At 30.8% G+C, this 23,711-nt stretch carries 25 protein-coding genes; 7 read left to right on the top strand and 18 right to left on the bottom strand.

Going from position 1 to position 23,711, the window contains the following annotated elements; genetic code table 11:
* Window position 1: 1 nt before the first annotated feature.
* Window positions 2-577: a DUF2892 domain-containing protein gene (locus CJ739_RS01825; protein WP_117172360.1), complete on the bottom strand. Its 576-nt coding sequence runs from the start codon at window positions 575-577 to the stop codon at window positions 2-4.
* 293 nt (window positions 578-870) lie between these two features.
* Between CJ739_RS01825 and rpmH the strand changes: the two genes are divergently transcribed.
* Both rpmH and carB read left to right on the top strand, forming a co-directional pair.
* Complete coding sequence (gene rpmH, locus CJ739_RS01815) at window positions 871-1,032, top strand: 50S ribosomal protein L34 (RefSeq protein ID WP_038527912.1); 162 nt, start codon at window positions 871-873, stop codon at window positions 1,030-1,032.
* A 113-nt stretch (window positions 1,033-1,145) separates the two neighbouring features.
* Window positions 1,146-3,998: a carbamoyl-phosphate synthase large subunit gene (gene carB, locus CJ739_RS01810; RefSeq protein ID WP_117172358.1), complete on the top strand. Its 2,853-nt coding sequence runs from the start codon at window positions 1,146-1,148 to the stop codon at window positions 3,996-3,998.
* Window positions 3,999-4,240: 242 nt separating this feature from the next.
* Here carB and CJ739_RS01805 read toward each other — a convergent pair whose 3' ends face one another.
* A complete protein-coding gene (locus CJ739_RS01805; protein ID WP_117172357.1) occupies window positions 4,241-4,888 on the bottom strand; it encodes a sulfotransferase family protein in 648 nt (215 codons plus the stop codon).
* Window positions 4,889-4,944: 56 nt separating this feature from the next.
* Between CJ739_RS01805 and CJ739_RS01800 the strand changes: the two genes are divergently transcribed.
* Together CJ739_RS01800 and CJ739_RS01795 are read left to right on the top strand one after the other, a co-directional pair.
* Window positions 4,945-5,700: a phosphorylase family protein gene (locus CJ739_RS01800; RefSeq protein WP_117172356.1), complete on the top strand. Its 756-nt coding sequence runs from the start codon at window positions 4,945-4,947 to the stop codon at window positions 5,698-5,700.
* The gene (locus CJ739_RS01795) at window positions 5,690-6,727 is read left to right on the top strand and encodes a glycosyltransferase family 2 protein (protein WP_117172355.1); all 1,038 of its coding nucleotides are present in this window, start codon (window positions 5,690-5,692) and stop codon (window positions 6,725-6,727) included. The genes CJ739_RS01800 and CJ739_RS01795 overlap by 11 nt, the downstream gene beginning before the upstream one ends.
* Before the next feature lie 25 nt (window positions 6,728-6,752).
* Here the strand turns inward: CJ739_RS01795 and CJ739_RS01790 are convergent, their stop codons facing one another.
* The 16 genes from CJ739_RS01790 to CJ739_RS01720 form a co-directional block, all read right to left on the bottom strand.
* Window positions 6,753-7,070, bottom strand: coding sequence for a glycosyltransferase (locus CJ739_RS01790; protein WP_117172354.1), 318 nt, complete (start codon window positions 7,068-7,070; stop codon window positions 6,753-6,755).
* A 116-nt stretch (window positions 7,071-7,186) separates the two neighbouring features.
* Entirely contained in the window at window positions 7,187-7,483 is a 297-nt protein-coding gene (locus tag CJ739_RS01785; RefSeq protein WP_162880099.1) for a hypothetical protein, read from the bottom strand.
* 132 nt (window positions 7,484-7,615) lie between these two features.
* The gene (locus CJ739_RS20235) at window positions 7,616-7,783 is read right to left on the bottom strand and encodes a hypothetical protein (RefSeq protein WP_162880098.1); all 168 of its coding nucleotides are present in this window, start codon (window positions 7,781-7,783) and stop codon (window positions 7,616-7,618) included.
* 1 nt (window position 7,784) lies between these two features.
* Window positions 7,785-9,470 (bottom strand): ATP-binding cassette domain-containing protein, encoded by a 1,686-nt coding sequence (locus tag CJ739_RS01780; protein ID WP_117172352.1) that lies wholly within the window; start codon window positions 9,468-9,470, stop codon window positions 7,785-7,787.
* 2 nt (window positions 9,471-9,472) lie between these two features.
* The gene (locus CJ739_RS01775; protein ID WP_117172351.1) at window positions 9,473-10,843 is read right to left on the bottom strand and encodes a B12-binding domain-containing radical SAM protein; all 1,371 of its coding nucleotides are present in this window, start codon (window positions 10,841-10,843) and stop codon (window positions 9,473-9,475) included.
* Window positions 10,840-11,616, bottom strand: a complete 777-nt coding sequence (locus CJ739_RS01770; RefSeq protein WP_117172350.1) for a class I SAM-dependent methyltransferase — start codon at window positions 11,614-11,616, stop codon at window positions 10,840-10,842. Before CJ739_RS01770 ends, CJ739_RS01775 begins: the two co-directional genes overlap by 4 nt.
* Window positions 11,617-11,618: 2 nt before the next feature.
* Window positions 11,619-12,557: a hypothetical protein gene (locus CJ739_RS01765; RefSeq protein ID WP_117172349.1), complete on the bottom strand. Its 939-nt coding sequence runs from the start codon at window positions 12,555-12,557 to the stop codon at window positions 11,619-11,621.
* A 10-nt stretch (window positions 12,558-12,567) separates the two neighbouring features.
* Window positions 12,568-14,073 carry a B12-binding domain-containing radical SAM protein gene (locus CJ739_RS01760; RefSeq protein WP_236951585.1) on the bottom strand — a complete coding sequence of 502 codons (1,506 nt, stop codon included), beginning with the start codon at window positions 14,071-14,073 and terminating at the stop codon, window positions 12,568-12,570.
* On the bottom strand, window positions 14,060-14,962 hold the full coding sequence (locus tag CJ739_RS01755) for a nucleotidyltransferase domain-containing protein (protein WP_117172348.1): 903 nt from the start codon (window positions 14,960-14,962) through the stop codon (window positions 14,060-14,062). Before CJ739_RS01755 ends, CJ739_RS01760 begins: the two co-directional genes overlap by 14 nt.
* Window positions 14,963-14,994: 32 nt before the next feature.
* Window positions 14,995-15,540 (bottom strand): YceI family protein, encoded by a 546-nt coding sequence (locus CJ739_RS01750; protein WP_117172347.1) that lies wholly within the window; start codon window positions 15,538-15,540, stop codon window positions 14,995-14,997.
* A gap of 163 nt (window positions 15,541-15,703) precedes the next feature.
* Window positions 15,704-16,075: a hypothetical protein gene (locus tag CJ739_RS01745; RefSeq protein WP_162880097.1), complete on the bottom strand. Its 372-nt coding sequence runs from the start codon at window positions 16,073-16,075 to the stop codon at window positions 15,704-15,706.
* A gap of 17 nt (window positions 16,076-16,092) precedes the next feature.
* The gene (locus tag CJ739_RS01740) at window positions 16,093-16,458 is read right to left on the bottom strand and encodes a hypothetical protein (RefSeq protein ID WP_117172345.1); all 366 of its coding nucleotides are present in this window, start codon (window positions 16,456-16,458) and stop codon (window positions 16,093-16,095) included.
* A 10-nt stretch (window positions 16,459-16,468) separates the two neighbouring features.
* Window positions 16,469-17,317: a DUF5777 family beta-barrel protein gene (locus CJ739_RS01735; protein WP_117172344.1), complete on the bottom strand. Its 849-nt coding sequence runs from the start codon at window positions 17,315-17,317 to the stop codon at window positions 16,469-16,471.
* Window positions 17,318-17,367: 50 nt separating this feature from the next.
* Complete coding sequence (locus tag CJ739_RS01730) at window positions 17,368-17,964, bottom strand: T9SS type A sorting domain-containing protein (protein WP_117172343.1); 597 nt, start codon at window positions 17,962-17,964, stop codon at window positions 17,368-17,370.
* Between the two features lie 15 nt (window positions 17,965-17,979).
* Window positions 17,980-18,357, bottom strand: coding sequence for an OB-fold protein (locus CJ739_RS01725; protein WP_117172342.1), 378 nt, complete (start codon window positions 18,355-18,357; stop codon window positions 17,980-17,982).
* A 180-nt stretch (window positions 18,358-18,537) separates the two neighbouring features.
* Window positions 18,538-19,614: a hypothetical protein gene (locus CJ739_RS01720; protein ID WP_236951584.1), complete on the bottom strand. Its 1,077-nt coding sequence runs from the start codon at window positions 19,612-19,614 to the stop codon at window positions 18,538-18,540.
* Between the two features lie 110 nt (window positions 19,615-19,724).
* Between CJ739_RS01720 and CJ739_RS01715 the strand changes: the two genes are divergently transcribed.
* Genes CJ739_RS01715 through CJ739_RS01705 form a run of 3 tightly spaced genes read left to right on the top strand, consistent with a single transcriptional unit; the run spans window position 19,725 to window position 23,708 of the window.
* Entirely contained in the window at window positions 19,725-20,249 is a 525-nt protein-coding gene (locus tag CJ739_RS01715) for an RNA polymerase sigma factor (protein WP_117172341.1), read from the top strand.
* A gap of 47 nt (window positions 20,250-20,296) precedes the next feature.
* Window positions 20,297-21,208, top strand: a complete 912-nt coding sequence (locus CJ739_RS01710) for a FecR family protein (protein ID WP_117172340.1) — start codon at window positions 20,297-20,299, stop codon at window positions 21,206-21,208.
* A complete protein-coding gene (locus CJ739_RS01705; protein ID WP_117172339.1) occupies window positions 21,192-23,708 on the top strand; it encodes a TonB-dependent receptor in 2,517 nt (838 codons plus the stop codon). Before CJ739_RS01710 ends, CJ739_RS01705 begins: the two co-directional genes overlap by 17 nt.
* The last annotated feature ends 3 nt before the right edge of the window (window positions 23,709-23,711 follow it).

Raw genomic sequence — 23,711 nt, 5'->3', positions numbered from 1 at the left:
ATTAACTTCTTCTTTTCTGAGATCTAATAGAGCCACCAGCACCAAAATGTTGGTTAGGCATTTGGGCACGCTTCATATTTTCCTTCATCATTTTTATTTGATCGGTCAACATCCCTTGTTTGTCCAATTTTTGTGCTTCAGAAAGTAATTTTTCGGCTTCTAGTTTTCTGCGTTTGGAAAAAGCAATGCCCGATAAATTTAATTTTGCCATAGCCAAATCGTGATTCATGGATAATCCTAAAGCTATCGCTTTCTTAAAATATTTTTCAGCTTCGTTCATATTCGTTTGGGAAACCATCAAACCATGTAAATAATTATAATACCCTTGTTGTTTGGTAACTAAAGCAGTTTCAGGATTTTTAATTTTATCTAACCATTTTTTAGCACCTTCAAAATCTTGTTTACGCAATCTTAAAAATGCCAATAAAATAAACTCGTTTTTAAAATAAAGAAAAACAAAAATTAAAGAAAGCAGTATAAACATAATACCATTACCTATATTTCCTTCAGTAAATTGATAAACGGCAAAGGCTATGATACCAGCAGCTATGATAAGTTTTATAATTTTATTGTACATTTTTTATAGTTTGAGTTGTTGTTGCAGACATTTTTGGGTGCCTGATTCAATTATACAATGCAAAGAAACTAAATTTTTATCAAAATCAATCCATAGATATTTAACAAAAAAGCGATGTTCAACCCAAATAAATAAAGCCTTTATTATGCTATTTAATTCAAAAAAAATAATTAAAAATATTTTTAAAATAAGATTTGCCAAAGTAAAAACTCTTTGTATATTTGCGCTCAGTTTTGGAGAAAGCCAAAATTATAAATAATAAAGTACAATTCAGATTTTAAAGATATAAGATAATGAGTAAAAGAACATTTCAGCCATCGAAAAGAAAAAGAAGAAACAAACACGGTTTTAGAGAAAGAATGGCTTCTGCTAATGGAAGAAAAGTACTTGCTCGTAGAAGAGCTAAGGGTAGAAAGAAATTATCTGTATCATCTGAATCGAGACATAAAAAATAAATGATTAACAATTGTTGATATTTAAAAGGTATTACTTAAGTGTAATGCCTTTTTTTATATCTGTTAATGCCTATTTTTGTAACTTATTAAAAAACACTATTTAAACAGTAAAAATGCCAAAAAATTCAAAACTTAAATCTATTCTAATTATTGGATCTGGACCTATCGTTATAGGGCAAGCATGTGAGTTTGATTATTCGGGAACACAAGCTTTACGATCGTTAAGAGAAGATGGAATTGAAACGATTTTAATTAATTCGAACCCAGCAACGATCATGACCGACCCTTCGATGGCAGATCATGTATACTTGTTGCCTCTTACAACCAAATCAATAATTAAAATTTTAAAAGATCATCCACAAATAGATGCTGTTTTGCCAACAATGGGAGGACAAACGGCATTAAATTTATGTATCGAGGCAGATGAAAAAGGTATTTGGAAAGATTTTAATGTCGATATTATTGGTGTCGATATTGATGCTATTAATATTACCGAAGATAGAGAAAAGTTTAGGGAATTAATGCTTAAAATCGGCATCCCTATGGCACCTCAAGCTACTGCAACTTCTTACTTAAAAGGAAAAGAGATTGCGCAAGAGTTTGGTTTTCCATTAGTTATTAGAGCCTCTTTTACTTTGGGTGGCGCAGGAGCTTCTTTTGTATATAAAGAAGAAGATTTTGACGAATTATTAACGCGTGGATTAGAGATTTCTCCTATCCATGAGGTTATGATTGATAAAGCATTGATAGGTTGGAAAGAATACGAGTTGGAATTACTTAGGGATTCAAACGATAACGTAGTAATCATCTGTTCTATCGAAAATATGGATCCGATGGGGATTCATACTGGAGATTCCATTACCGTTGCACCAGCAATGACATTGAGTGATAGAACGTATCAACGTATGCGAGATATGGCAATTCACATGATGCGTAGTATAGGTGACTTTGCAGGTGGTTGTAACGTGCAATTTGCTGTGAGTCCAGATGAAAACGAAGATATTATTGCCATAGAAATCAACCCACGTGTGTCGCGCTCATCAGCATTGGCAAGTAAAGCAACGGGATATCCTATTGCGAAAATTGCGGCTAAATTAGCCATTGGATACCATCTTGATGAATTACAAAACCAAATTACAAAATCTACTTCGGCATTATTTGAGCCGACTTTAGATTATGTTATTGTAAAAATACCACGTTGGAATTTCGATAAATTTGAAGGGTCTGATAGAACTTTAGGTCTTCAAATGAAATCTGTTGGAGAAGTTATGGGGATTGGGCGTTCGTTTCAAGAAGCACTTCATAAGGCAACGCAATCGCTTGAAATTAAGAGAAATGGATTGGGTGCCGATGGAAAAGAGAATAAAAATTACGATCAAATTATAGAAAAACTAACCTATGCTTCTTGGGATCGTGTGTTTATTATTTACGATGCCATTGCTATGGGAATTCCGTTAAGTAGAATTCATGAGATTACAAAAATAGACATGTGGTTTTTAAAGCAATATGAGGAATTGTACTTGCTTCAAAAAGAAATTTCTACTTATAAAATTGATACCATTCAAAAAGACTTATTGCTTGAAGCGAAGCAAAAAGGTTATGGAGACAGACAAATTGCTCATATGTTGGGTTGTTTGGAAAGTCAGGTTTACAGTAAGCGTGAAGAATTTGGTGTCAATAGAGTTTATAAATTAGTAGATACTTGTGCCGCCGAATTTAAAGCGAAAACCCCCTATTATTATTCAACCTTTGAAAGTGATATGGAAACTGCCGATGGCAGACGCTATGCAGATAATGAAAGTATTGTTACGGATAAGAAGAAAGTCATTGTTTTGGGTTCCGGTCCAAACCGAATAGGGCAGGGTATTGAGTTCGATTACTGTTGCGTGCATGGGGTTTTGGCTGCTGCCGAGTGTGGTTACGAAACCATTATGATTAACTGTAATCCCGAAACGGTTTCAACTGATTTTGACACCGCCGATAAATTATATTTTGAGCCTGTTTTTTGGGAACATATCTATGATATTATTAAGCATGAAAAACCAGAAGGTGTTATCGTTCAGTTAGGTGGACAAACCGCATTGAAACTTGCCGAAAAGCTAACCAAATATGGCATTAAAATTATAGGAACGAGTTATGAATCGCTTGATTTAGCCGAAGATAGAGGACATTTTTCAAACTTATTAAAAGAAAATAACATACCGTATCCTGAGTTTGATATTGCTACTACGGCAGATGAAGCTGCTGCCATTGCCGATGTGTTGGATTTCCCCATTTTAGTTCGCCCTTCTTATGTACTTGGTGGACAAGGCATGAAGATAGTAATCAATAAAGAAGAGCTTGAGAAACATGTGGTTGATCTATTAAGTCAGATGCCAGGAAACCAACTGCTTCTAGACCATTATTTAGATGGCGCTATTGAAGCGGAAGCCGATGCGATTTGCGATGGTGAAGATGTTTATATCATAGGTATTATGGAGCATATTGAGCCTTGTGGTATTCACTCGGGCGATAGTAATTCTACCTTACCTCCATTTAACTTAGGCGAGTTTGTAATGCAGCAAATTAAAGACCATACTAAAAAAATTGCTTTAGCACTTAATACGGTTGGTTTAATAAACATCCAGTTTGCTATTAAAGAGGATATTGTCTACATTATTGAAGCGAACCCAAGGGCATCCCGTACCGTGCCATTTATAGCCAAAGCGTATGGTGAGCCTTATGTTAACTATGCGACTAAAGTGATGTTGGGAGATAAGAAAGTGAAAGATTTTAACTTTAATCCGCAGCTAACAGGGTATGCCATTAAGCAGCCTGTGTTCTCATTCAACAAGTTCCATAATGTGAATAAGAAGTTAGGGCCTGAAATGAAAAGTACAGGTGAAAGCATTTTGTTTATAGATAGCTTAAAGGACGATGAGTTTTATGAGCTATACTCTCGAAGAAAGATGTATCTTAATAAATAGAAATAGAAGAGGCTAATCTAAAAAGGTTAGCCTCTTTCTTTTAAGGGATTTTAAGTATATTTTTGTTTACACCAAATAGAGAGGATGAGTTGTTTGAAAGCTTAAAAAAGGCAGTAAGTAGTGATAAAACTGAAATGCATCAAAAAGTTTTGGAGCAGTTTGAAAGGAAACTTTCTTTTCGGGCTATTGGAGAAGAGATAAAATCAGTTTTTGAGATTTTAGAAAGGAGATCAAATTGAAAATTACTTACTACGGTTTCTAAGACTTCTATAGAAACGCACCATTTTTATTAAGTACTTATTGTAGATTAATTCTTGGCTATTGGAGTCATTAACGTGTGGAAACTCAGAGTTGTTGGTTTTTTGGTTTAAAAAGCCACATAGCTTCTCCCAGCCATCACCTTCTTCAAAACACATAACGAGTAGTTTTTCAGGCGCATTTTTATTGAAAAAATCGATAACAGACTTATTGTGGTTGTTGTAGAAGTCAATATGTTCTTTTTTGAAATCATGAGGCATATAATATCCATAAATGAGTTTTTCAAACTTATTATCAGATATTGTTTTGGCATGTTTACATAAGCTGTTGTACCAAACTTCAGGAGACTTCCTAATGGTAAGAATAAATTTAGCATCATCAAATTCTTGATACATGTCCTTGTAAACCAAAGGCCATGGCCAATCTTCAAAATTGTTTTTGGTTTTAGCTAATGAAATAATGGGGTCTAAATTATTTTCGGACCAAAATTTTGTCAACTCCCATCTGTTTTCAGATTTTGTGTATCGCAACTCCCAATCTAAAGCAAGGCTATCCCTATAGCCTAGAATAGTTAATGCTTTTGCAAGAGATTTTGTGCCTGTTTTATTGAGGCCTATGCCAAAAACTTTCATATAAATATTAAAATAATGCTACATTGCAATATACAAAGGTTAAATTGTAATTTTCAATGGAATTTACCGAATTAAAAAGAAATAAAGCATTTTATAACGAAAAATCGATACTTGATATTTTAGATATTGTTGCATGGAAAAAAAGCAACAAGAGTTACAATTTTGAAACCTTACCTAAAACAGCAATATTATCGTTAAGCCGTTTCCTTTTGAGTAAAAAGCAACGAATTTTCAGCAAGAAACTAAAAGGATTATTCGGGCAGAATTATATTTTAGATGAAAATTACGTCTATTGTTCTGAGTTTGGTAATGGCGCTCCTGCCATAATAGGATTAATGGAAGAGTTGAGGGCTTTTGGAGTAGAGAATTTTATTTTTATAGGCTTAGCGGGCTTGTTAAAAGATGAAGTTGAAGAAAAGGTGTTTATTGTAAATAATGCATTTTCGACTTCAGGGTCTGCTTATTTATATTCGGATAAAGATTCTTTTCAACCTAAAAAAGAGAAGTGGTTTGAATTTTTTGCAAAAGAATTAAACTATAAAGAAAGTATATGTTGGAGTACAGATGCACCGTTCAGAGAAACTGAATCTTTAGTTTTATTTTATCAAAAAAATGAGGTCATGCATGTTGATATGGAATGTGCTTCTATTTATGCTTTTGCTGAATTTTATAAATTGAATGCACTTTGTATCGTTGTATCAGCAGATTCTATATCAAATCTTACTTGGAATCCGCCAAAAAATAAAAGTGAAATTAACTTGGTCTTAAAAAAAGCAATTGAGAAAATAATAGCTATAAAACATGAAGCATGATGAACCACTTGTGTCAATAATTATCACTTTTTATAATGAAGAAAAATTGTTGGCAAGATGTTTGGAGTCGGTTAAAAATCAGATTTATAAGAATTTAGAAGTTGTTTTAATAAATGATGGTTCAACAGATAATTCTTTACAAATAGCTGAAAATTTTGAGTCGTATTTTGAAAACATTAAAATTTTTACTATTAAAAACAGCGGTCTAAGTGAAGCTAGGAATCATGGATTGAGTGCAATAAAAGGAGAGTATGTGACTTTTTTGGATGCTGACGATGAGTTAGAAAAAGAGATGATTAGTATTTGCATCGATAAAATAATAAAAGAAAAGTCAGATTTGGTGTTGTGCAGATTTTCAGTTATAAATAAAAATGGAGATGTTGAGTTTGTTTCTGGTTGGAAAGATAATTTGAAAGATATTAAAAGAACGAGCGAATTAATTCCACAAATGTTTTCATATGGGATTTCTGAGACGGTTTGGGGTAAAATATATAAATCTGATATAGCAAAGAGGATTAAGTTTGTTAAGGGAATATGGTTTGAAGATACCCCTTATTTATTAGAATATTTGTTTTTAGCATCTAATGCTTATTTAATAAAAGAAAGTCTTTTAAAAATACATAAAAGAGATACATCAATAACAAGGAGAGTGCTTGAGGAAAAACGGATTTTAGATTATCAAAGAGTATTTGAATTAGAACTTAGTACTCTTAAAAAATATCAGGGTGAAAGTAAGTTGAAAAATAAAATTGCTAAGTATTATTTAGATATGATTGTTGGTAATTATTTATTTCAAGTTATTGATAAAGATTATATTATAAACCTAACCCATGTTAGAAAAATTTTTCACGATACTTTAATGACCTTTAAAAAAGTGCTTAAGGATGAAAATATTAGTCTTTCAATTAAAGATAAGTTACAATTACAATTATTAGAAATACATCGCTTTTTAGGATGGGATTTATCGAATCAAATTTTCAAATTTTTAAAACAAAAAAGAATACAAGCAATTAATAAATTACGTTAGTTATAAAAAGAATCATAAATTTCCTTTACAGTATAGTATCTTCCATTTTGAATTTCTCAATTCTTTTAGCTTTAAAATCACTTTTTAAAACTGTTAATATTCTATTTTCTAGTTCTGTTTTGTTAGTACTATAGAAAAAAGAATCTTTAATGTTGTTAGGGTTTTCTATTGGAATTGTACTTACTACATTACAACCGGTATAGAGAGCTTCATGTAAAACTGTACCACTACCTTCAAATTTTGAAGTGTGTAGAAATATTTTAGCATTATTCATGTATTCTAAAACTTCTTTTTTTGGAAATACTTCCTGTAAGTAGAATATTGTCTTGTAAATCCAAAGCATTTATTTTTTTTCAAGATTTGCTTTATCACCTGCGTTGGCTCTGCAAATGATGGCTTTTACATCTTTAAATTCTTTTTTTATAATAGATAGAATATCAATAAAAAGAGAATAATTTTTTAATCACTTAAATTACCAACACCTAAAATTGTAATTTCTCTATTGCTAGTATTTAATTGAGGAAATTTTTTAATATCGATTGATACATTAGCAATTCGTTTTGCTTCAATATGATGGTCATTAAGAAATATTAATTTTTGATGTTCGGAGATCATTATTATTTCTTCACCTGATAGTTTTAATAGCTTTGGGTATTTATTAGTTGATTTGGCATCTTGACCTAGCATCCAAATGCGTAGTTTTATTTTGAAAATAGAAGATAATATTTTTCCAAGTAAACTACTTTCTCTATACAAAAAGCATAAAATATCATCATACTTGTTTTTTTTTTTACAAAGATGAAACCTTTATAAATAGCTTTTATTAAATAGGGTAAGAATACATAATATCTTTTGAAACCATTTCCAATGGGATATACATTTACATTGTTATATGTTATACTTGTAAGGTTTCGATTTCGGAAAAAATAGGCTAATTAAATCTACCTCCACATTTTCCGTAAAAGCAGTAGAAAATTGACTTACAAAAGGCACTATATGATTTTCTTTGTCGTTTTCAGGAAATAAAGGAGAAATAAACAATAATCTCTTTTTCATTTTAGAGTAGTTTTAGAGATTTGTTTTCTATTTTATAAATATTTCTATAAAAAATGTCATTATTATCGTTATGTGATACAGATAGTATAGTTGTATTATCTTTTTGATTTATTTTGCTTAAAAAATCAAAGATTACTTTTTCTAAATGCTTGTCTTGTTGATTGATAGCTTCATCTAAAATTAATAATGAAGGTCTTGTGTATAGAGCTCTTACTAATGCTAAACGTTGTTTTTGTCCACCTGAAAGACGAGAACTTTCAAGAGTGATTTCTGTTTCATATTTATTATCCATTTTTTCAATAATTTCATGTAATTCCAGCTTTTTACATAAATAGTAAATATAATTATAATCTATTTCATTAGGGTTTTGCCCTAAAACGATATTTTCTATAATGGTTCCGTTGAAGAGAAAAGGTTGTTGAGGCACATAATTAGCAAAAGGTAAGAAATCATAATTTTCAATTTTTATTTTGTCAATAAAACAATTTCCTTTTTTAGGTTTGATTATCCCTAAGATGATATATAACAATGTTGTTTTTCCTATGCCAGAATCACCTTTTATACCAATAAAAGAACCTTTGTCTATTGTTAGATTTATATTTTCCAGAATAGAATTACCATCATAATCAAAACTTATATTTTCTAATTTTAATTGACTTTCATAATTTATTCTGAGATTATTAATCACATTATTTTGTTCATGACTCAATAAAATATCTAATGAATATCTGTAAGTTTTTATCAATGTTAAAGCACTTAGTATTTTACTGATTGAAGGGATTAATCTCAAACTTGAAGTCCCAAAAACAGTTAAAAGTATAATGACGTTTTTATTGCCAAAATTTATTATTGTAAATAAAATTAACGATATTATTAATGCAAACTCTAGGTACCTACTGTAATTTGGATTGAAAGAAATTAATCGCCCTGTAACTTTGTTAAGGATTTTTTTTTCTTTTTTAAAGCGTTCTAAAAAGATTGGATAATTCCCGGAGTTTCTAATCTCTAAATAACCATTTAAGATGTTTAATAATTCTGAATTTGATTTTGCTTGTGATTCTTTAAAAATAGAATTTATTAGGTTTAATTGTTTTTTTTTGTTTAAGTACATCAATGTTGCCAAAAGAAAAAGGACAAGCACAGCAATTAAGGTTAGTTTAAAATAAGCAATTAGAAGAACAACTAAAATAAGAAATAAGACAATTGTTTCAGTAATTAGATTCACAAACGACAATAGGAATTTGCAACTAAAATCTTCGGGTATTGTGTTGATATCTTGAATGATTTTCCCTTTATTCAAATGTTGATGTTTATTATAGCTTTGGAAAACAAAATTATTTGTGCTTTCAATGGTTATTTCTGTAGATATATTATAAAAGAAAACATATAAAGACGTATTGAATCTTGTTTGTAAAATAATTTTAACTAAGTAAAAAAAGATTAGTAAACCTAAAAAAAATTGAATTTGAAAAGTAGAGATATCTAAATTAAAAGAAAAATACTTAATACTTAATTCTTTGATTTTTTCAGGGTTAAAAAGCAAAATAATTACAGGAATCATTAAAGAAATAGAGATTAAATCCAAAAAAGCAAATAATATACTTCTATATATAAAGTGCTTTATTTTTCTTCTCTTATTATTTGGAATTACACTTTTAATATTTAAATATGTTTGTTTTATACTCACTTTTATCTATTTAAAATCATCAATCCACTTGCTAAAACCGCTTTTGTTTTATGCTTCAGGGCAGCCGTTAAGTTGTTTTTTCTTTTTTTATAAAATTCTACTTCGTTTACTACTTTGGAAACAGCATAATCATAATATTTACGAGAATAGGTTCTTTTAAAATCAATATCTCTATCCGTTGAGGTTTCCCAATCTGGAGCCATTGTTATCTTGTCTTCAATATCATTATATAGGGATGTGCCTTTTATAGGATATGCGATGGTTATGGTATAGTGTGTAGGGTTGGCATCTTTCAAATATTGTATCGTTTCTGAGATGTCTTTTTCTGTTTCTCCGGGATAACCTAGCATAATAAAAGTCCCAGTTTCAATTCCTAATTGATTTGTTTTCTGGATGGCTTCTTTTACCACGTTAACATCAACACGTCTGTCCATTAAATCAATTATTTTCTGTGAACCACTTTCTGCTCCAATCCAAATTCTAAAACAACCAACTTCTTTTAATAACTGTAAAATGTCATCATTTAAACGTTCCGCTCTGGTTATGCATTCAAAAGGAATAACAGCTTCTTGATTTAAAACTTCTTCTTTAAAAGCTAATAACCATTTATGGCTCACCGTAAAAACATCATCTACAAACCATATAGCATCTGGGTTGTATTGTTCTTTTAACAGCTTCATTTCAGCAGCGACTTGTTCTGCAGGTCTTCTTCTATAACTTTGTCCATAAACAGCAGTACTGCACCATTTGCAGGTATAAGGGCAGCCACGTTGTGTAGAAACAGTCATCGAACTTTGTCCGTGATTGTTTTTCCAAGTGTCCAAGTATTTTTGCATGTTTATAGCTTTTCTATTGGGCAATGGTAATGCGTCAAGTTCCCTAAATTTTGTTCGTGCTTTGGTTTGAACCACATTTCCATTTTCTAAAAAAGCAATGCCGTTTATTTCATTATAGTTTTGATTATTTAGAATAGCAGTGTACAATTCAAAAGTGGTTTCTTCTCCTTCACCAATGACTAAAAAATCAGCACCAGTATTTAAGTAATTTTCAATATTATAAGAAACATCTGGACCACCAAGCACAATTTTTGGATGGTTGTATTTTTCCGTTTTTAAGACTTTAATCAATTTAATAACTTCAATTTTAGTCATTAGATTCGTGTAAATACAAACTATTTTTGGTCTTTTGTCTAAAATGAATTGTAGTTGTTCTTTTTGATTTGAAAAAGTGCTATCAAATACAGCATTGGGAATATGTTTATTTAATAAATAAGCAGACACATACAACAACCCTAATGGTGGATAGGGTTTCATTATCTTTTGCTCTTTTGGATCATCAGATAAATAATAAGCATGTGTAAATAAAACACTCATTTTTTTTCTAAGATTATAATGTAATGATCGGCATATTTTGAAAGTAATGACCAGCCTTTGATTCTGTTTTCCAAATGATTTAAAAAATTTAAAAGACCTATTTTATTTTTAAAAAAGGGCTCTAAATAGGAGGGCGGAATAAAAAAGCCAATGGGTTTACTTTCTAGAATATTAAAACTTGTTTTAGCTAAATTTATAATATCTTTTGGATTATAATAATAGGTTGGTACATTTTCTCCATCTACATTAGCTATTGCAACTTCTTTTTTTCGTCTAAAGGCTTTGGAAAATTTTCCTTTTAAAAGGAAGTAAAATTGTTCCCAAGTCGTGTTTTTAGGCATGATTACCAAGGCTAGTTTGCCTCTTTTATTAAGATTGTTGGTAATACTGTTAAAGAAAAGTTCTAGTTCAGTTTTAGTTAAGCAGTTTAACCCACCAAAATTAGAGAAAACCATATCAAACGTTCCAATATCTTTTTTCTCAGGAATTTGATTAATGTCTAAAAGTGCAAAAGTTAAGTTATGATATTGATTTTTTGTTTTTCCAACAGTAATCATTTTTTCAGAAATATCAGTGGCCAATATATTGAAGTTTTGTTTGGCTAACCAAATAGCATCTTCACCAGTTCCACAATTGATTTCAAGAATATCTTTTATTTGATGTAAATGTTTTGAGAGTAATTGGTAAACTAAATTGCGTTGAAGTCTGCCAATCTTTGTATTTGTGAAAGATTGATCATATGTATTTGCTGCTATATCAAAACTGGCTTTCATTATTAATTTGAAATTATTAATGTTCCTCTTTGAAATCTTGTTAAATCTTCAACATTTGTAGTTGAACTATATTTTTTCAAGATATCACTGTGAATAAGTTTGTGATTTAATTCTTTTCTTTCTCTATAATTCTCTCCAATAAAATCGATTACTTTTAGATTGTGTTTTTTGCATAACTCTAAATAAAATAGAAAGGAAAGTCTATTAGTGTAGGCAATAGGGTTTCCTGACCAGAAATTCCAATATTTATCAGAATATCTTAAAAAATTAAATTCTGAAATTTTCTTGTCTTGAAAAAATCCAGGATTAGCATAATGATCTATAAAGTTGATAGTATGAACACTAGTTTCTTTTTCAGCTAAAGTTTCTTTTATAAACTTAAAAATTTCATTTATAATAGTTGGAGGAATGTGTTCTAATACCACTTGGGATGTTATGTAATCAAATTTATGTGAATAGTTTTTAATATCAGCTAAAGTATAAGGAGCAACATATTCAATTTTTAAAATATCAAATACTATATCTAAAGTTTTAGCTTGCTGAAGTATTTCAATTTTCTCAAGAATTTCTTTTTCAGTTAGAACACTGTTAGGGATAATATTTTTTATTAACTCTACGCTTTTTAAATGTTTTATTTGTTTTTTAAATGTTGAAAATTTAATATCTCGCGTTATATCAACAGTAATTATTTCATAAAAACCTAGTAAGGATAAAACAGTAGATGCTATTAATGAATATCCGGTTCCTATTTCAAGAGCAATTTTTTTGGAGGATAAATTTATGTTACTATGACTAAATTTTCTTAAACATTCATAAGTTTGATAAATAGTAACATTTTTATGATAGTTTTTATTTAAGGTTACAGGAATATGGTTAAAGCTATCGCCCAACTTTGTTTTGGATAATATTTTTTGAAGGAGGGCTTTTACTTTCCAATTCATCTTCTTTAGTTTAATTCAATAAATTTCTTTCATAATCTTTGTCAAAGTTTTGAGCTTTGACAAAGGTGCTCAATGCTTTCAATTTCAATTTATCTACAAAACTACTAGGGATATAATAGCCTAATTTTACAATGGATTTCAATTTTATGACAGATGGTTTTGATTGAAAAAGTTGTTTTAAATTGTAAATTCCTTGGCTTTTTCTATATTCTTTATGAACAAAACGCTGTAATTTTCTGTAATAATTTGATGGATAGGTTCCATGAAACATCATGTCTAAATCGTCCGAATCTTTCCAGTTGGCTTTTAGTTTTAAATCATCTTTTACTTTTTCATAAAACTGGGTTCCAGGCAATGGATATGATACTGAAATACCTATATTATCTGGTAATAATTCTTTTACCATTTGTATTGTTTTCTGAATATCATTTTGATTTTCTGTTAGGTAACCAAATTGCAAAAAGAAAGCTACTTTAATATTTTTTTCTTTTAATAATCGAGTTGCTTGGTATATTTCCTCAACTTTGGTGCCTTTATCCATGGCGTCCAAAATTTTTTGAGAAGCGCTTTCAGCACCAACCCAAACTTCTTCCAACCCTGATTCGGCTAAAGCATCAATAGTATCTTCTTTCAATAATAAATCAACACGACTTTGAATAAAATATTTAATTTTGATGTTTTTTTTCTTTAATTCTAGATTGAATTCTTGAACCCAATTGGGTTTCAATCCAAAAATATCATCGCACATCCAAAAACGTGAAACCTGATATGTTTTAACCAAATATGCAATATGTTTTACAATGTATTCTGGCGAATGGGAGTTATACCGATTGCCATAAATGGGTTTTGCGCACCAATTACATTTATAAGGGCAACCTCTGGTGGTAGCAATATTTAAAGTAAATGTGTTACCACCTTGTTTCCAGATGGATTTGTATGCATCCATATCAACTAAATCCCAAGCTGGTAATGAAAACCCGTCTAAGTTTTTGGCGACAGTTCGACTAGGCGTCATAACAAACTCATCATTTTTAAAAAAACAAATGCCTTTTATATTCGAAAAATCTGTATGGTTTATTTTGGCATCAACAAGTTCTTTTAAGGTTATTTCACCTTCTCCCTTTATTACAAAATCAGCTCCAGACTCCATGTATTTTTCATAATGGTCTGTAGCATCAGAACTACAAACAATCACGGTACAATTCAGTTTCTTTGCTATTTTGATCATTTTAAAAGCTGCCTCACGCATGGTGGTTAAACACATTTTTGTGAGGTAATTGAACCCATCATCATAAATGACAAAAATTTTCGGCTTATGTGTTTCTAAAAAAGGTTTAATTGATTGAGGATTGTCTAAAAGATTTGTATCAAAAAGTCCAACTTTATAACCGTTTTCTCTAAGAAATGATGCCGCGTATAGTGTGCCTAACGGTGGGTATGGCGTTTTGTTCTTCCACTGTTTAGGGTCGAATTTGTAATAGTAAGAATGTGAGAATACGACATCAAGCATGTTCATGTTCTAAAGTGATATTATGAATTTTTTTAACTTTAGAATACTTTTCATTTAAAGTATCAATAACCTTTTTTTGAAAATTTTGTGGATGGTGTTTCGACACATTTTTTGTAGATTTCATAGCTATATCAAAACTAGCTTTGTCTAAGTTTTTAAACTTACTTTTCCATTTTTTATAGGTAAATTTCATAAACCAGATATCCAAATAATCTCCAAAATCACTTTTTAACAGACGTTCAGTAAGTTTAACTAGAAAGTTTTTTTTAACGGTGTTGATTTGATCATCTTTTTTTACATAATTAGAAAAATAATTTTCCACCCATTGATTTTCCATATAAAAAGATTGAAAAACATCTTTGCCACACATTGGTATCATGGTGATGAGTTCTGTAGCGGTAAATCTGTTTTTTTCATCAATCTCAAGCATATTGCTTGCAATAAAATAATTAACACAAAAATATTTTCTTGAATTGAGTAAGAATATTTTTTTGTAAAGAACCAGTATGGTGCGTGCAATCCAAAGCCTTTTTTGAGAAGTAATAATAAAGAAATCTATATCGCTTTTTTCATCATGATAACCTTTTGATAATGATCCCGAAATTCCAACACCTTCAACAAAAGGAAATTTGGCAATAAAGTTTGAAATTTTTATTGCTTTAGGAAATATATCGCTGGCCATACTATTTCCAAGTATTCTTCTTTCAACATGAAGACTATTGTTTTCACATAAATAATAGTCGTTTATTTTGTATATAGCTTTTTTTTCCAAAAGTTGTGACAGCTCTTCATCCAAAAGAACCTTGTTTTTCAAATTAGAGAATGAAAATATTTCGTCCCGCTTTAAAGGATATTTAAAAATGGAAAAATACAACAAGGTTTTTAGAGCATTCATTCAATTCAATTTAGACAAACGATTTAAGCATACTATTTTGATTTGAGAAGAAACTCAAATGTTACTTCAATATCATTGGCAATTTTGGAACTTACTATTTTTGGAATTTTAATATCAAAGCTAGAAGCCTTTTCTGTAAAATGACCAGTAATGTTTATTTGTCCTTCTTTTTTGGAGATGCTTACAGCTACTTTTTCAAGAGTTTTGGTTTTTCCGTGGAAAGTAAGAGCCCCATTAAGATAAAATACACTTGGTTTATCGGAAAGTTTATTTATTAAAAAACCATCTATTTTTCCTTTAAAGGTAGCCTTTGGATATTTGTCAGATTCAGCATAGTTTTCGTTGAAATGCTCTTCCATCAGGGCATTTTTAAAGCGGAATCCTTTAACTAAGACCAATGCTGCAAATTCACCATTTTCAGTATTTAAAATAGCAGTTGCAGAATTGTTTTTAGCAGCTACTTCTTCAAAAGAAGGTACCGAAGCTTCAAAATTGACAATCCCCGATTTAGTTATGAATTTAGTCTGGGAAAATGCATTCATGCTTATTAACACAATAATATATACTAATTTTTTCATTTTCTTTTATTTTGATGATTATAACGGCCTGTCTAAAAGGTCTTTAAATTTAATTTGTCAGGTTGAGCTTGTCGAAACCGAAATGGATTACTGGTGAGTTAAAATATTTCGACAAACTCATAGGATGACATAAAACGAGACTTTTTAGAGGGCCTCTTTTAATTTAGTTTTCTAGAAAACCACCATCTTTCCATTGTTGAATAAGATTTTTGTCAGCGTTTGATAAAGGACTGTTAGGTGATGGAGGCATGGGGTTTGATGTGCTGTTTATTCTTGTAATTAATCCTCTAGTTTCTACGGCACTTTTTACTTGACTATATGTTGTTAAAGACATGGGTGCTCCATTTGTAGGTGTACTTCCATGACACGACGTACAATTATTAGTTATAATGCTCTTTATATGGCCATTATAGGTAACTGCAGTTGGGTTTGGGTCTGGTGTTGGATCTGGATCTGAAGGGTCATCATCGCCACTGGAGCAATTAAAAAGTAATACGGTGATTGCTAATAATGATATTATATATTTAAAATTCATAGCATTCTTATTTAAAATTAATTTTCTAAAAGACCATCTGTTTCCCATTTTGTAATGAGATCAATGGTGAGTTGAGGTAACTTTTGACCACCTAGTGGCATTAGCTCTCCTGGACCATTTCCATTAATTTTACTTATTAAATGATTGTTTTGTACAGCAGATTTAACATCTTGATAAGTGATTAAAGAAATTGGTGCGCCATTTACTGGAGGGTTACTATGACAACCTATGCAGTTATTATCTATGATAGGTTTTATATGGTCGACATAGTTAACAATTGCTGGTAGCGAATTTGGATCAATCAAGTCATCCTCACTATCATTTGCACAATTAAAGATTATTAAGGCAGTAAACACTGCAAGTATTAATGATTTTTTTTTCATGGTTTGGGTATTAAAATGTTCTACTTAAATTAAATCCGAAAAATATATCGCCATCACCCCAGTCTCCAGTTGCTTGACCTAAATAGGTGTTTGTATTCATCCCTTGGGCATTGGTAAAATGCATTTGGAATACGTGTCCGCCGGTTTCTAAGTCAAAACCAATAGATAATGGATTTTTATAAGGGGAATTGTCAGCCCTGTTTAAGTGACAGCCATAGTCTAGATTAATGGACCATCGTTTTCCTAATTTGTAACGCCCACCAATACCCAATGCATATTGAGAATTATCCTGCTCGTCTATAGCAACATAATTTTCATGAAAAAATGTGGGTGCTAATTCCAATGACAAATTGGTATTTATTTTTCTTGAGACCAATAATTGAGCTACATAGGTTAAGCGATGTTTGAATTCCAGTAATGGTAAATTATCCTTATTTAATGCCGTGTTTATAAGCAATTCATTAAATCCTACAACCGTAAAGGGTGAACCATTTTCTATTTGTCTTAGAATCCTGTATTTTGTTGAGAACTCATAAATTTTTTGGTAGGAACTTCTAGAAACCCCAACATTGAAACCATCGGATATGCCATAAATAAAGTTGAGTCGTGTTACAGCATCATCCAATCCAAAAAAAGTGTCAAATCCATTTTCAATGCTACCAAATCTATGTGCTACAATAAATGTAAATTGGTTTTTTGCTACTAATTTGGTTGATTCAAAATTGACGATTTTCAGTCCTTTAAAAGTGGCATCTGCATAGTTTGCCCAAGTAGAATCTGTATCTATTTCGTTTAACAAATTGTCTTGTGAAAATGTATATATCGGAAGTAGAAAAAGGATAATTAAAATGTTTTTCATTTGGTTGTTTTTTTAAGTATGGTACTTACTTTATGTTAGACTCAGTTTTATTAAATTTTCACAAATCTTTTGGTTTTGGCATTTCCTAGAGAGGATACTTTTATAATATATATGCCAGTATCCCATTTTGAAACATCAATTTCAGAATCATTTATGTTATTTGAGGTATAAATTTGTTTACCTAATACATTATATATTTCCATAGAAGCTTCCTTCACAGAACTTGGAAAATTTAGTTTTATTGAAGATCGACTGGGGTTTGGGGCTATAGAGAAATTGTTAATTGAAAAGTCATCTAAACTCAAGGTGCCTTCAGCTACTACGGTAATAGTTCCGAACATAGACATAGCGTGTAAATCACATTGATAATCGTTTGTGCCAACAGAGGTAAAAGTGTAACTGTATGTATATCCTAAGCCATTTTTATTTCCACTATCAAAAGATTCTGTGCTTCCAGCTTTGTTTGTAACTGTATGGAATCCAGAATCTCCCCAAACCCATTCTATGGTATCACCTTCTTCAATGGTTTTGCTGGCACTTTCTCCATTAACTCCAAAAGTCCAATTAATTTGATAGGTTTGTGTTTGAGAATTGATATTTAACATTCCAAAGAATATTAAACTGTAAAATAGTAATATTGTTTTCATAATTTCAGTTTTAAGTTAATCAATAATAATACATTGGTCTAGTTTCACTTGTTCTAACAAGTCATCATAACCAATAAAACGACCTTTAATTTTGACTTGGTCAGTATTTAAAGACGTTTGGATTTCGCTTGAAAATTGACAAAACACTTTGTCCTCTATAGTAATGCTTTGTGGATTTTTATCTGAAATACTGCCACTAACTTCAATAGTTTTATTTAAATATTTATTTTCTGATGACATGGGGTTAATTGCAAATTCATTCGAAATATCTGATGCTGTAAGTTTATATGTAGATGTTTCGGTTGCTATATCCCGATGGTCTTGATAAACGTATCTGTAACCTATAATAACAACAACAATACATAGCAATATTAATATGGACCATTTTTTCATAACTTTTTATTTTTTTAAACTGCTTCAGCGGTTAAGCTGAAGCAGTTTTGCTAGTAATCAAATGTTTTAACACTTAAAAAATGACATTTGAAAATGAAATTTTTCTTTTTCATTAGGTATTTCTACTAGCTGTTATTTTTCATTAAATATTTCAACATTCTTTAGTTTATTTTAAGTGCTTTAATTACAACTTTTGGTATATCTTAATCGGTCATTATCTCCAACTCTTAAATCAATCTTAGTTTCGGTATATTTAGATATTTCATGTAAAACCCAATCATTATTGCAATAATCCAGTCCTGGAATATTTACGGTTACTACCATATTGTTACCTTCCCCAGATGCCACCCAAGTGCCGTATGCCGTGATGCCGTCCCAATAAACTGAAAGTGTACCATTAGGGTAAAAGTTGAAGGTATAGCCATCATAGTAATTATCATAATCGTTACCGTAACGTTTTAATTTATCAACTTCCCAGCCTGAGCAATTGGTTAAAACATCCAGTAATTGGTCTTGGTTGCAGTCATTACAATCATCATCATTATAATCGTAATCATCATCTTCATCACAATTATTGTCATAAGTTTCTATAAGGTTTTTTAATTCAACTAGATTGTTAATAGTTAATTCGGTACCATCATAAAGCGTTACCTTAATAGGGAATGTAATGGCAACAAAATCTGAGCTATTTAAATTTTTGATAAACCCATATAGCTGGGCATCGGAAGTTATGGTAATACTATCTATAATTTCGTTGTTTGAGTTGTACAAGGAAGCCGTAATGGGATAGTTAAAATCTAAGCATTCTATATCGTCATCAATTTCATTTTCCCCATTACAAGTACTGGAGTAGTTATATAGTTCTGTGTAATTGTTGATTGTTACACTCGTAAAATCACTGAGAATTATGGTGATTGGAAAAGAAATGGAAATGGTATCAATATCATCATCGTCTTCATCAAAAAGATATTCAATAATTTTATAATCTTCTTCAGAATTAATAATTATGGTATTTCCATTGGCATTTACGGTTATAGGTAGTTTTATATTAAAGCAATTGGCATTATAAACAATGTTATCTTTAGAACCATCGTTGGTAGACGTTTTTTGCATTAAACTGGCAACAGGCGAATTGGCAACCAACACTTCATCTTCTGGTGCTTGTATAAATTCCGTTTCCTCGGACCTGCAAGAAGTTGTTAGCGTCAATACTATTATAAAAATGTAAAAGATAACTTTTTTAGCTATTGTTTTCATAATTTGACCGTATTTAACGGGGGCTTTTAATAATTAAACAACTAGGTACGTAAAACTCCCGAAACTTTTAATAATTTTTTTGTATAACTTTAAGCACTAAATTAAATACTTTGCCAAAAGAACTTAACGACCATATTTGTGAAGACAAAATTTTTGAGCGTGTTTACAACAAATATTCACAAGACTTACTCAATTTTTTATATTATAAATATGGGTCACAAATAAACCCTAATGATGTAGCACAAGATGCTTTTGTTAAGTTATGGGATAATTGCAAAAATGTCACTTTAAGTAAAGCCAAATCTTTTTTGTTTACCGTTGCAAACAATTTGATGTTAAATGAGATAAAGCATCAAAAAGTAGTATTGAAATACCATCAAGAAAAGCCAAAAGATTACACTAACGAATCGCCGGAATTTATTTTAGAAAAAGAGCAATTTTTACAACGCTATCAAAAAGTATTAGAAAATTTAAATGAAGAACAACGTGTTGCTTTTCTATTGAATAAAGTGGAAGGGAAAAAACATAGCGAAATTGCCGAACTTTTAGGAGTTACCCAGAAAGTAGTAGAGTATAGGATTTATAGTGCCTTCAATACGTTGAAGAAAGAGTTGGAAGGATTTAAAATAAAATAATCAGGAGAATTTAGTTTGAAGTTGTTATATATTAAAGTCAAGGATAGATGGACAAAGATAGTTTAATGGAAAAATGGTTAAAAGAAGCCCTTAATGATGCTGAAAAAGAAATGTTTAGTAAGTTGGATGATGCTAAGTTAAGCGAATATATTATTGAAAATGCACAACATTTTAAAGCATCACATGTCTCTAAATCGGATGATTTTAATACCTTTAAGACGCGGTATAAATCATCAAAAACACCTGTTAGAAAATTAAATGGATTTAGGTCGTTGCTAAAAATAGCGAGTGTTGTTGTTATTGGGTTGAGTATTTATTTTGCCTTTTTTTCAAATACATCCACTTATGTAGAAACCTTAGCTGGCGAGAAATCTGCTATTGAGCTTCCAGATCATTCTAAAGTAGAGTTAAACGCCCTATCTTCAATTGAATTTAACACCAAAAATTGGGATGAAAACAGGTTTTTAAAGCTCGATGGAGAAGCTTATTTTAGAGTTGCTAAAGGAAAAACCTTTGATGTTCAAACGGAAAGTGGAATAGTAACGGTTGTGGGTACACAGTTTAATGTAAAACAACGTGAAAATTATTTTGAAGTCAGATGTTTTGAAGGTATTGTAAAAGTAACTTCAGATACCATCACCAGAAAATTATTGGCAGGTGACGTATATCAAATTTTAAATGGTAAATTTACCCAAGGTAAAATAGTGGCATCTGCTCCAAAATGGAGAGAAAACAGGAGTGAATTTGAAGCGATTCCAATAAAAGAAGTACTTTCGGAATTAGAAAGACAATACAACATACAAGTCACTTTTAAAAATATAAATACCAACAGATTGTTTACGGGGGAATTTGTACATAATAATCTCGAAAATGCTCTTATTGCCATAACGCTGCCTATGAATATGACCTATGAATTGAGTTCTTCAAACCTGGTAATAATTCATGGAAAGGAGAATTAAAGAAACAACCATTTTTTTTTGTTTTTTGTTTTTTGTTTTTTTTAGTAGTTATGCTCAAAATACCAATAAGCAAGAAGCGTTAGTTCATGTTATAAATGTATTAGAAGCACAGTACCATATTCAGTTTAATTATGCCGAAGATACTATTGAAAATATTTTCCTCATTTCTCCAGATGCAAGTTTACCGTTAAAGGAAGTCTTAACTTATCTAGAAACCCAAACGGGTTTATTGTTTTCTATGTTGAGCGATGGTATTGTTCTTGTAAAGCCTAAAGAAGATAAAATACTTTGTGGCTATGTAAAAGATAAAGATAATTTACAACCCTTAGCATATGCAACGGTTCAAACCTTAATGAACTCTACCACAACAGATGAACATGGTTTTTTTCAAATTAAAGTTAAAAGCATAACACAGCCCGTCACCATTCGGTTTATAGGGTATCAAACTATCGTCAAACCCTATAATCAATTTTCAAAATCAGGGTGTGCAGATGTTTTTTTGTTTCCTAATTTTCAGTCACTGTCGGAAGTTGTTGTTTCAAATTATATCGCAAGTGGTATAAATAAGATAAACAATGGTTCTTATGAAATAAATTTTTCAGATTTTGATATCCTTCCAGGATTAATAGATAATGATGTTTTGCAGTCTGTCCAGGCGTTTCCAGGGATTCAAAGTATCAACGAGACTGTTTCAAATATAAATATTAGAGGGGGTACACACGATCAAAACCTGATTCTTTGGGATGATATAAAAATGTATCAATCCGGTCATTTTTTCGGTTTGATTTCCATGTATAATCCCCAAATTACCCAAAAGGTTTCATTAAGAAAGAATGGGAGCGATGTGAGTTATACCGATGGTGTTTCCGGAACTATTTCAATGAAAACCAATCAATCAGTTAACAACAAACTTAACGCAACTGTAGGTGTTAATTTAACAGATGCCAATGCTTTTGTTGATGTTCCAATTAATAAAACATCTTCAATACAAGTGGCTGCAAGAAAATCGATTAGTGATTTTATTGAAACACCCACTTACACAGCCTTTTTTGAGAGAATTTCACAAAACACGGAGGTTTCTAATAATACTACAACCATTACCAATACAGATAAAACATTTGATTTTTACGACACGTCCTTGCGATGGATCTATAAAATAAATGATAAGGACGAATTGCGGGTTAATTTTATAAATGTATACAACGAACTTCAGTTTAATGAAAATGCATTTGTAAATGACGAAGAAGAATCTAGGGAAAGTAATTTAACCCAAAATAGCATTGCAGGCGCGGTACATTATAACAGAACTTGGAATGACAAGCTGCAAACGGCATTTGAAATTTATGAAACCGATTATAAACTTAAGGCTGTCAATGTTGATATACTCGATTCCCAACGTTTTTTACAAGAAAACATCGTGTCTGAAACCAGTTTAAAGTTAAAGAGCAATTATGGATTTAATGAGGCTTTGCACATATTGGGAGGTTACCATTTTGTGGAAACCGAAGTCACCAATTTAGATGATGTAGACACCCCGTTGTTTAGGCTTTTGGTTTCGGAAGTCGTTAGAACACATGGTGTTTTTTCCCAATTGGGTTACAGGTCTGCAAATAGAAATTCGAATTTAAATTTTGGTGTTAGATATAATTTTATTGAAAAATTCAGTAAGTCTATTTGGGAACCACGATTAAGTTTTAGTCAGCGTTTTTTAGACTTTTTCACCGTTGAGGTTTTGGGCGAATTTAAGCATCAGAATACATCACAGGTCATTAACTTCCAAAACGATTTTTTAGGAATTGAAAAGCGTCGGTGGCAGCTATCAAATAATAAAGACATTCCTGTAATTACAAGTAAACAGGCATCACTAGGTTTAAATTACAGTCATAGAGGGTGGTTGTTTAATATAGAAGGATATGTAAAGCATGTTGAAGGCATTACAGCACAAAGCCAAGGGTTTCAGAATCAATTTGAATTTTCTAAAAGTACCGGAACTAACCGTATAAGTGGGGTAGATGTGTTATTTCGAAAACACATCAATACGTTTAGTACTTGGATAAGCTACGCATATATGCACAACGAATACCGCTTTAAAGACTTACAACCCAATTATTTTCCAAGTAACTATCATATTAAACATGCTGCTACTTTAGGAATGACTTATAGTTTAACACATTTAAAACTATCTGCTGGATTAAATTGGCATTCTGGAAAACCGACAACGTTGCCAATTGCAGGCAACGAGATTGTAAATGGCGAAGTGAATTATGAAGCTGTTAATATTTCAAATTTAGAAGACTATGTACGCTTGGATATATCTGCCCTTTATAATTTTAAGCTAACCAACAAAACCAAAGCAAATGTTGGAGTTTCGCTTTGGAATGTTTTGGATAGGGAAAATCAGATTAACCGATTTTATAAAATAAATAATGAAGTGGTTAATGAAACCAACCAACGCTCTTTGGGTTTGACTCCTAATGCTGTTTTAAGAATAGATTTTTAAAAA

The organism is Mariniflexile sp. TRM1-10 (genome assembly GCF_003425985.1).
GTDB lineage: Bacteria > Bacteroidota > Bacteroidia > Flavobacteriales > Flavobacteriaceae > Mariniflexile.
The sequence above is the reverse complement of the archived record's forward strand: the minus strand, read 5'-3'. Positions and strand labels throughout refer to the sequence as shown.

What these genes read in the sequence shown, in the direction of transcription:
- CJ739_RS01825 (WP_117172360.1), bottom strand. Translation starts at nt 577, where the DNA reads ATGTACAATAAAATTATAAAACTTATCATAGCTGCTGGTATCATAGCC.
- rpmH (WP_038527912.1), top strand. Translation starts at nt 871, where the DNA reads ATGAGTAAAAGAACATTTCAGCCATCGAAAAGAAAAAGAAGAAACAAA.
- carB (WP_117172358.1), top strand. Translation starts at nt 1,146, where the DNA reads ATGCCAAAAAATTCAAAACTTAAATCTATTCTAATTATTGGATCTGGA.
- CJ739_RS01805 (WP_117172357.1), bottom strand. Translation starts at nt 4,888, where the DNA reads ATGAAAGTTTTTGGCATAGGCCTCAATAAAACAGGCACAAAATCTCTT.
- CJ739_RS01800 (WP_117172356.1), top strand. Translation starts at nt 4,945, where the DNA reads ATGGAATTTACCGAATTAAAAAGAAATAAAGCATTTTATAACGAAAAA.
- CJ739_RS01795 (WP_117172355.1), top strand. Translation starts at nt 5,690, where the DNA reads ATGAAGCATGATGAACCACTTGTGTCAATAATTATCACTTTTTATAAT.
- CJ739_RS01790 (WP_117172354.1), bottom strand. Translation starts at nt 7,070, where the DNA reads ATGCTTTGGATTTACAAGACAATATTCTACTTACAGGAAGTATTTCCA.
- CJ739_RS20235 (WP_162880098.1), bottom strand. Translation starts at nt 7,783, where the DNA reads ATGAAAAAGAGATTATTGTTTATTTCTCCTTTATTTCCTGAAAACGAC.
- CJ739_RS01775 (WP_117172351.1), bottom strand. Translation starts at nt 10,843, where the DNA reads ATGAGTGTTTTATTTACACATGCTTATTATTTATCTGATGATCCAAAA.
- CJ739_RS01770 (WP_117172350.1), bottom strand. Translation starts at nt 11,616, where the DNA reads ATGAAAGCCAGTTTTGATATAGCAGCAAATACATATGATCAATCTTTC.
- CJ739_RS01765 (WP_117172349.1), bottom strand. Translation starts at nt 12,557, where the DNA reads ATGAATTGGAAAGTAAAAGCCCTCCTTCAAAAAATATTATCCAAAACA.
- CJ739_RS01760 (WP_236951585.1), bottom strand. Translation starts at nt 14,073, where the DNA reads ATGAACATGCTTGATGTCGTATTCTCACATTCTTACTATTACAAATTC.
- CJ739_RS01755 (WP_117172348.1), bottom strand. Translation starts at nt 14,962, where the DNA reads ATGAATGCTCTAAAAACCTTGTTGTATTTTTCCATTTTTAAATATCCT.
- CJ739_RS01750 (WP_117172347.1), bottom strand. Translation starts at nt 15,540, where the DNA reads ATGAAAAAATTAGTATATATTATTGTGTTAATAAGCATGAATGCATTT.
- CJ739_RS01745 (WP_162880097.1), bottom strand. Translation starts at nt 16,075, where the DNA reads ATGAATTTTAAATATATAATATCATTATTAGCAATCACCGTATTACTT.
- CJ739_RS01740 (WP_117172345.1), bottom strand. Translation starts at nt 16,458, where the DNA reads ATGAAAAAAAAATCATTAATACTTGCAGTGTTTACTGCCTTAATAATC.
- CJ739_RS01735 (WP_117172344.1), bottom strand. Translation starts at nt 17,317, where the DNA reads ATGAAAAACATTTTAATTATCCTTTTTCTACTTCCGATATATACATTT.
- CJ739_RS01730 (WP_117172343.1), bottom strand. Translation starts at nt 17,964, where the DNA reads ATGAAAACAATATTACTATTTTACAGTTTAATATTCTTTGGAATGTTA.
- CJ739_RS01725 (WP_117172342.1), bottom strand. Translation starts at nt 18,357, where the DNA reads ATGAAAAAATGGTCCATATTAATATTGCTATGTATTGTTGTTGTTATT.
- CJ739_RS01720 (WP_236951584.1), bottom strand. Translation starts at nt 19,614, where the DNA reads ATGAAAACAATAGCTAAAAAAGTTATCTTTTACATTTTTATAATAGTA.
- CJ739_RS01710 (WP_117172340.1), top strand. Translation starts at nt 20,297, where the DNA reads ATGGACAAAGATAGTTTAATGGAAAAATGGTTAAAAGAAGCCCTTAAT.
- CJ739_RS01705 (WP_117172339.1), top strand. Translation starts at nt 21,192, where the DNA reads ATGGAAAGGAGAATTAAAGAAACAACCATTTTTTTTTGTTTTTTGTTT.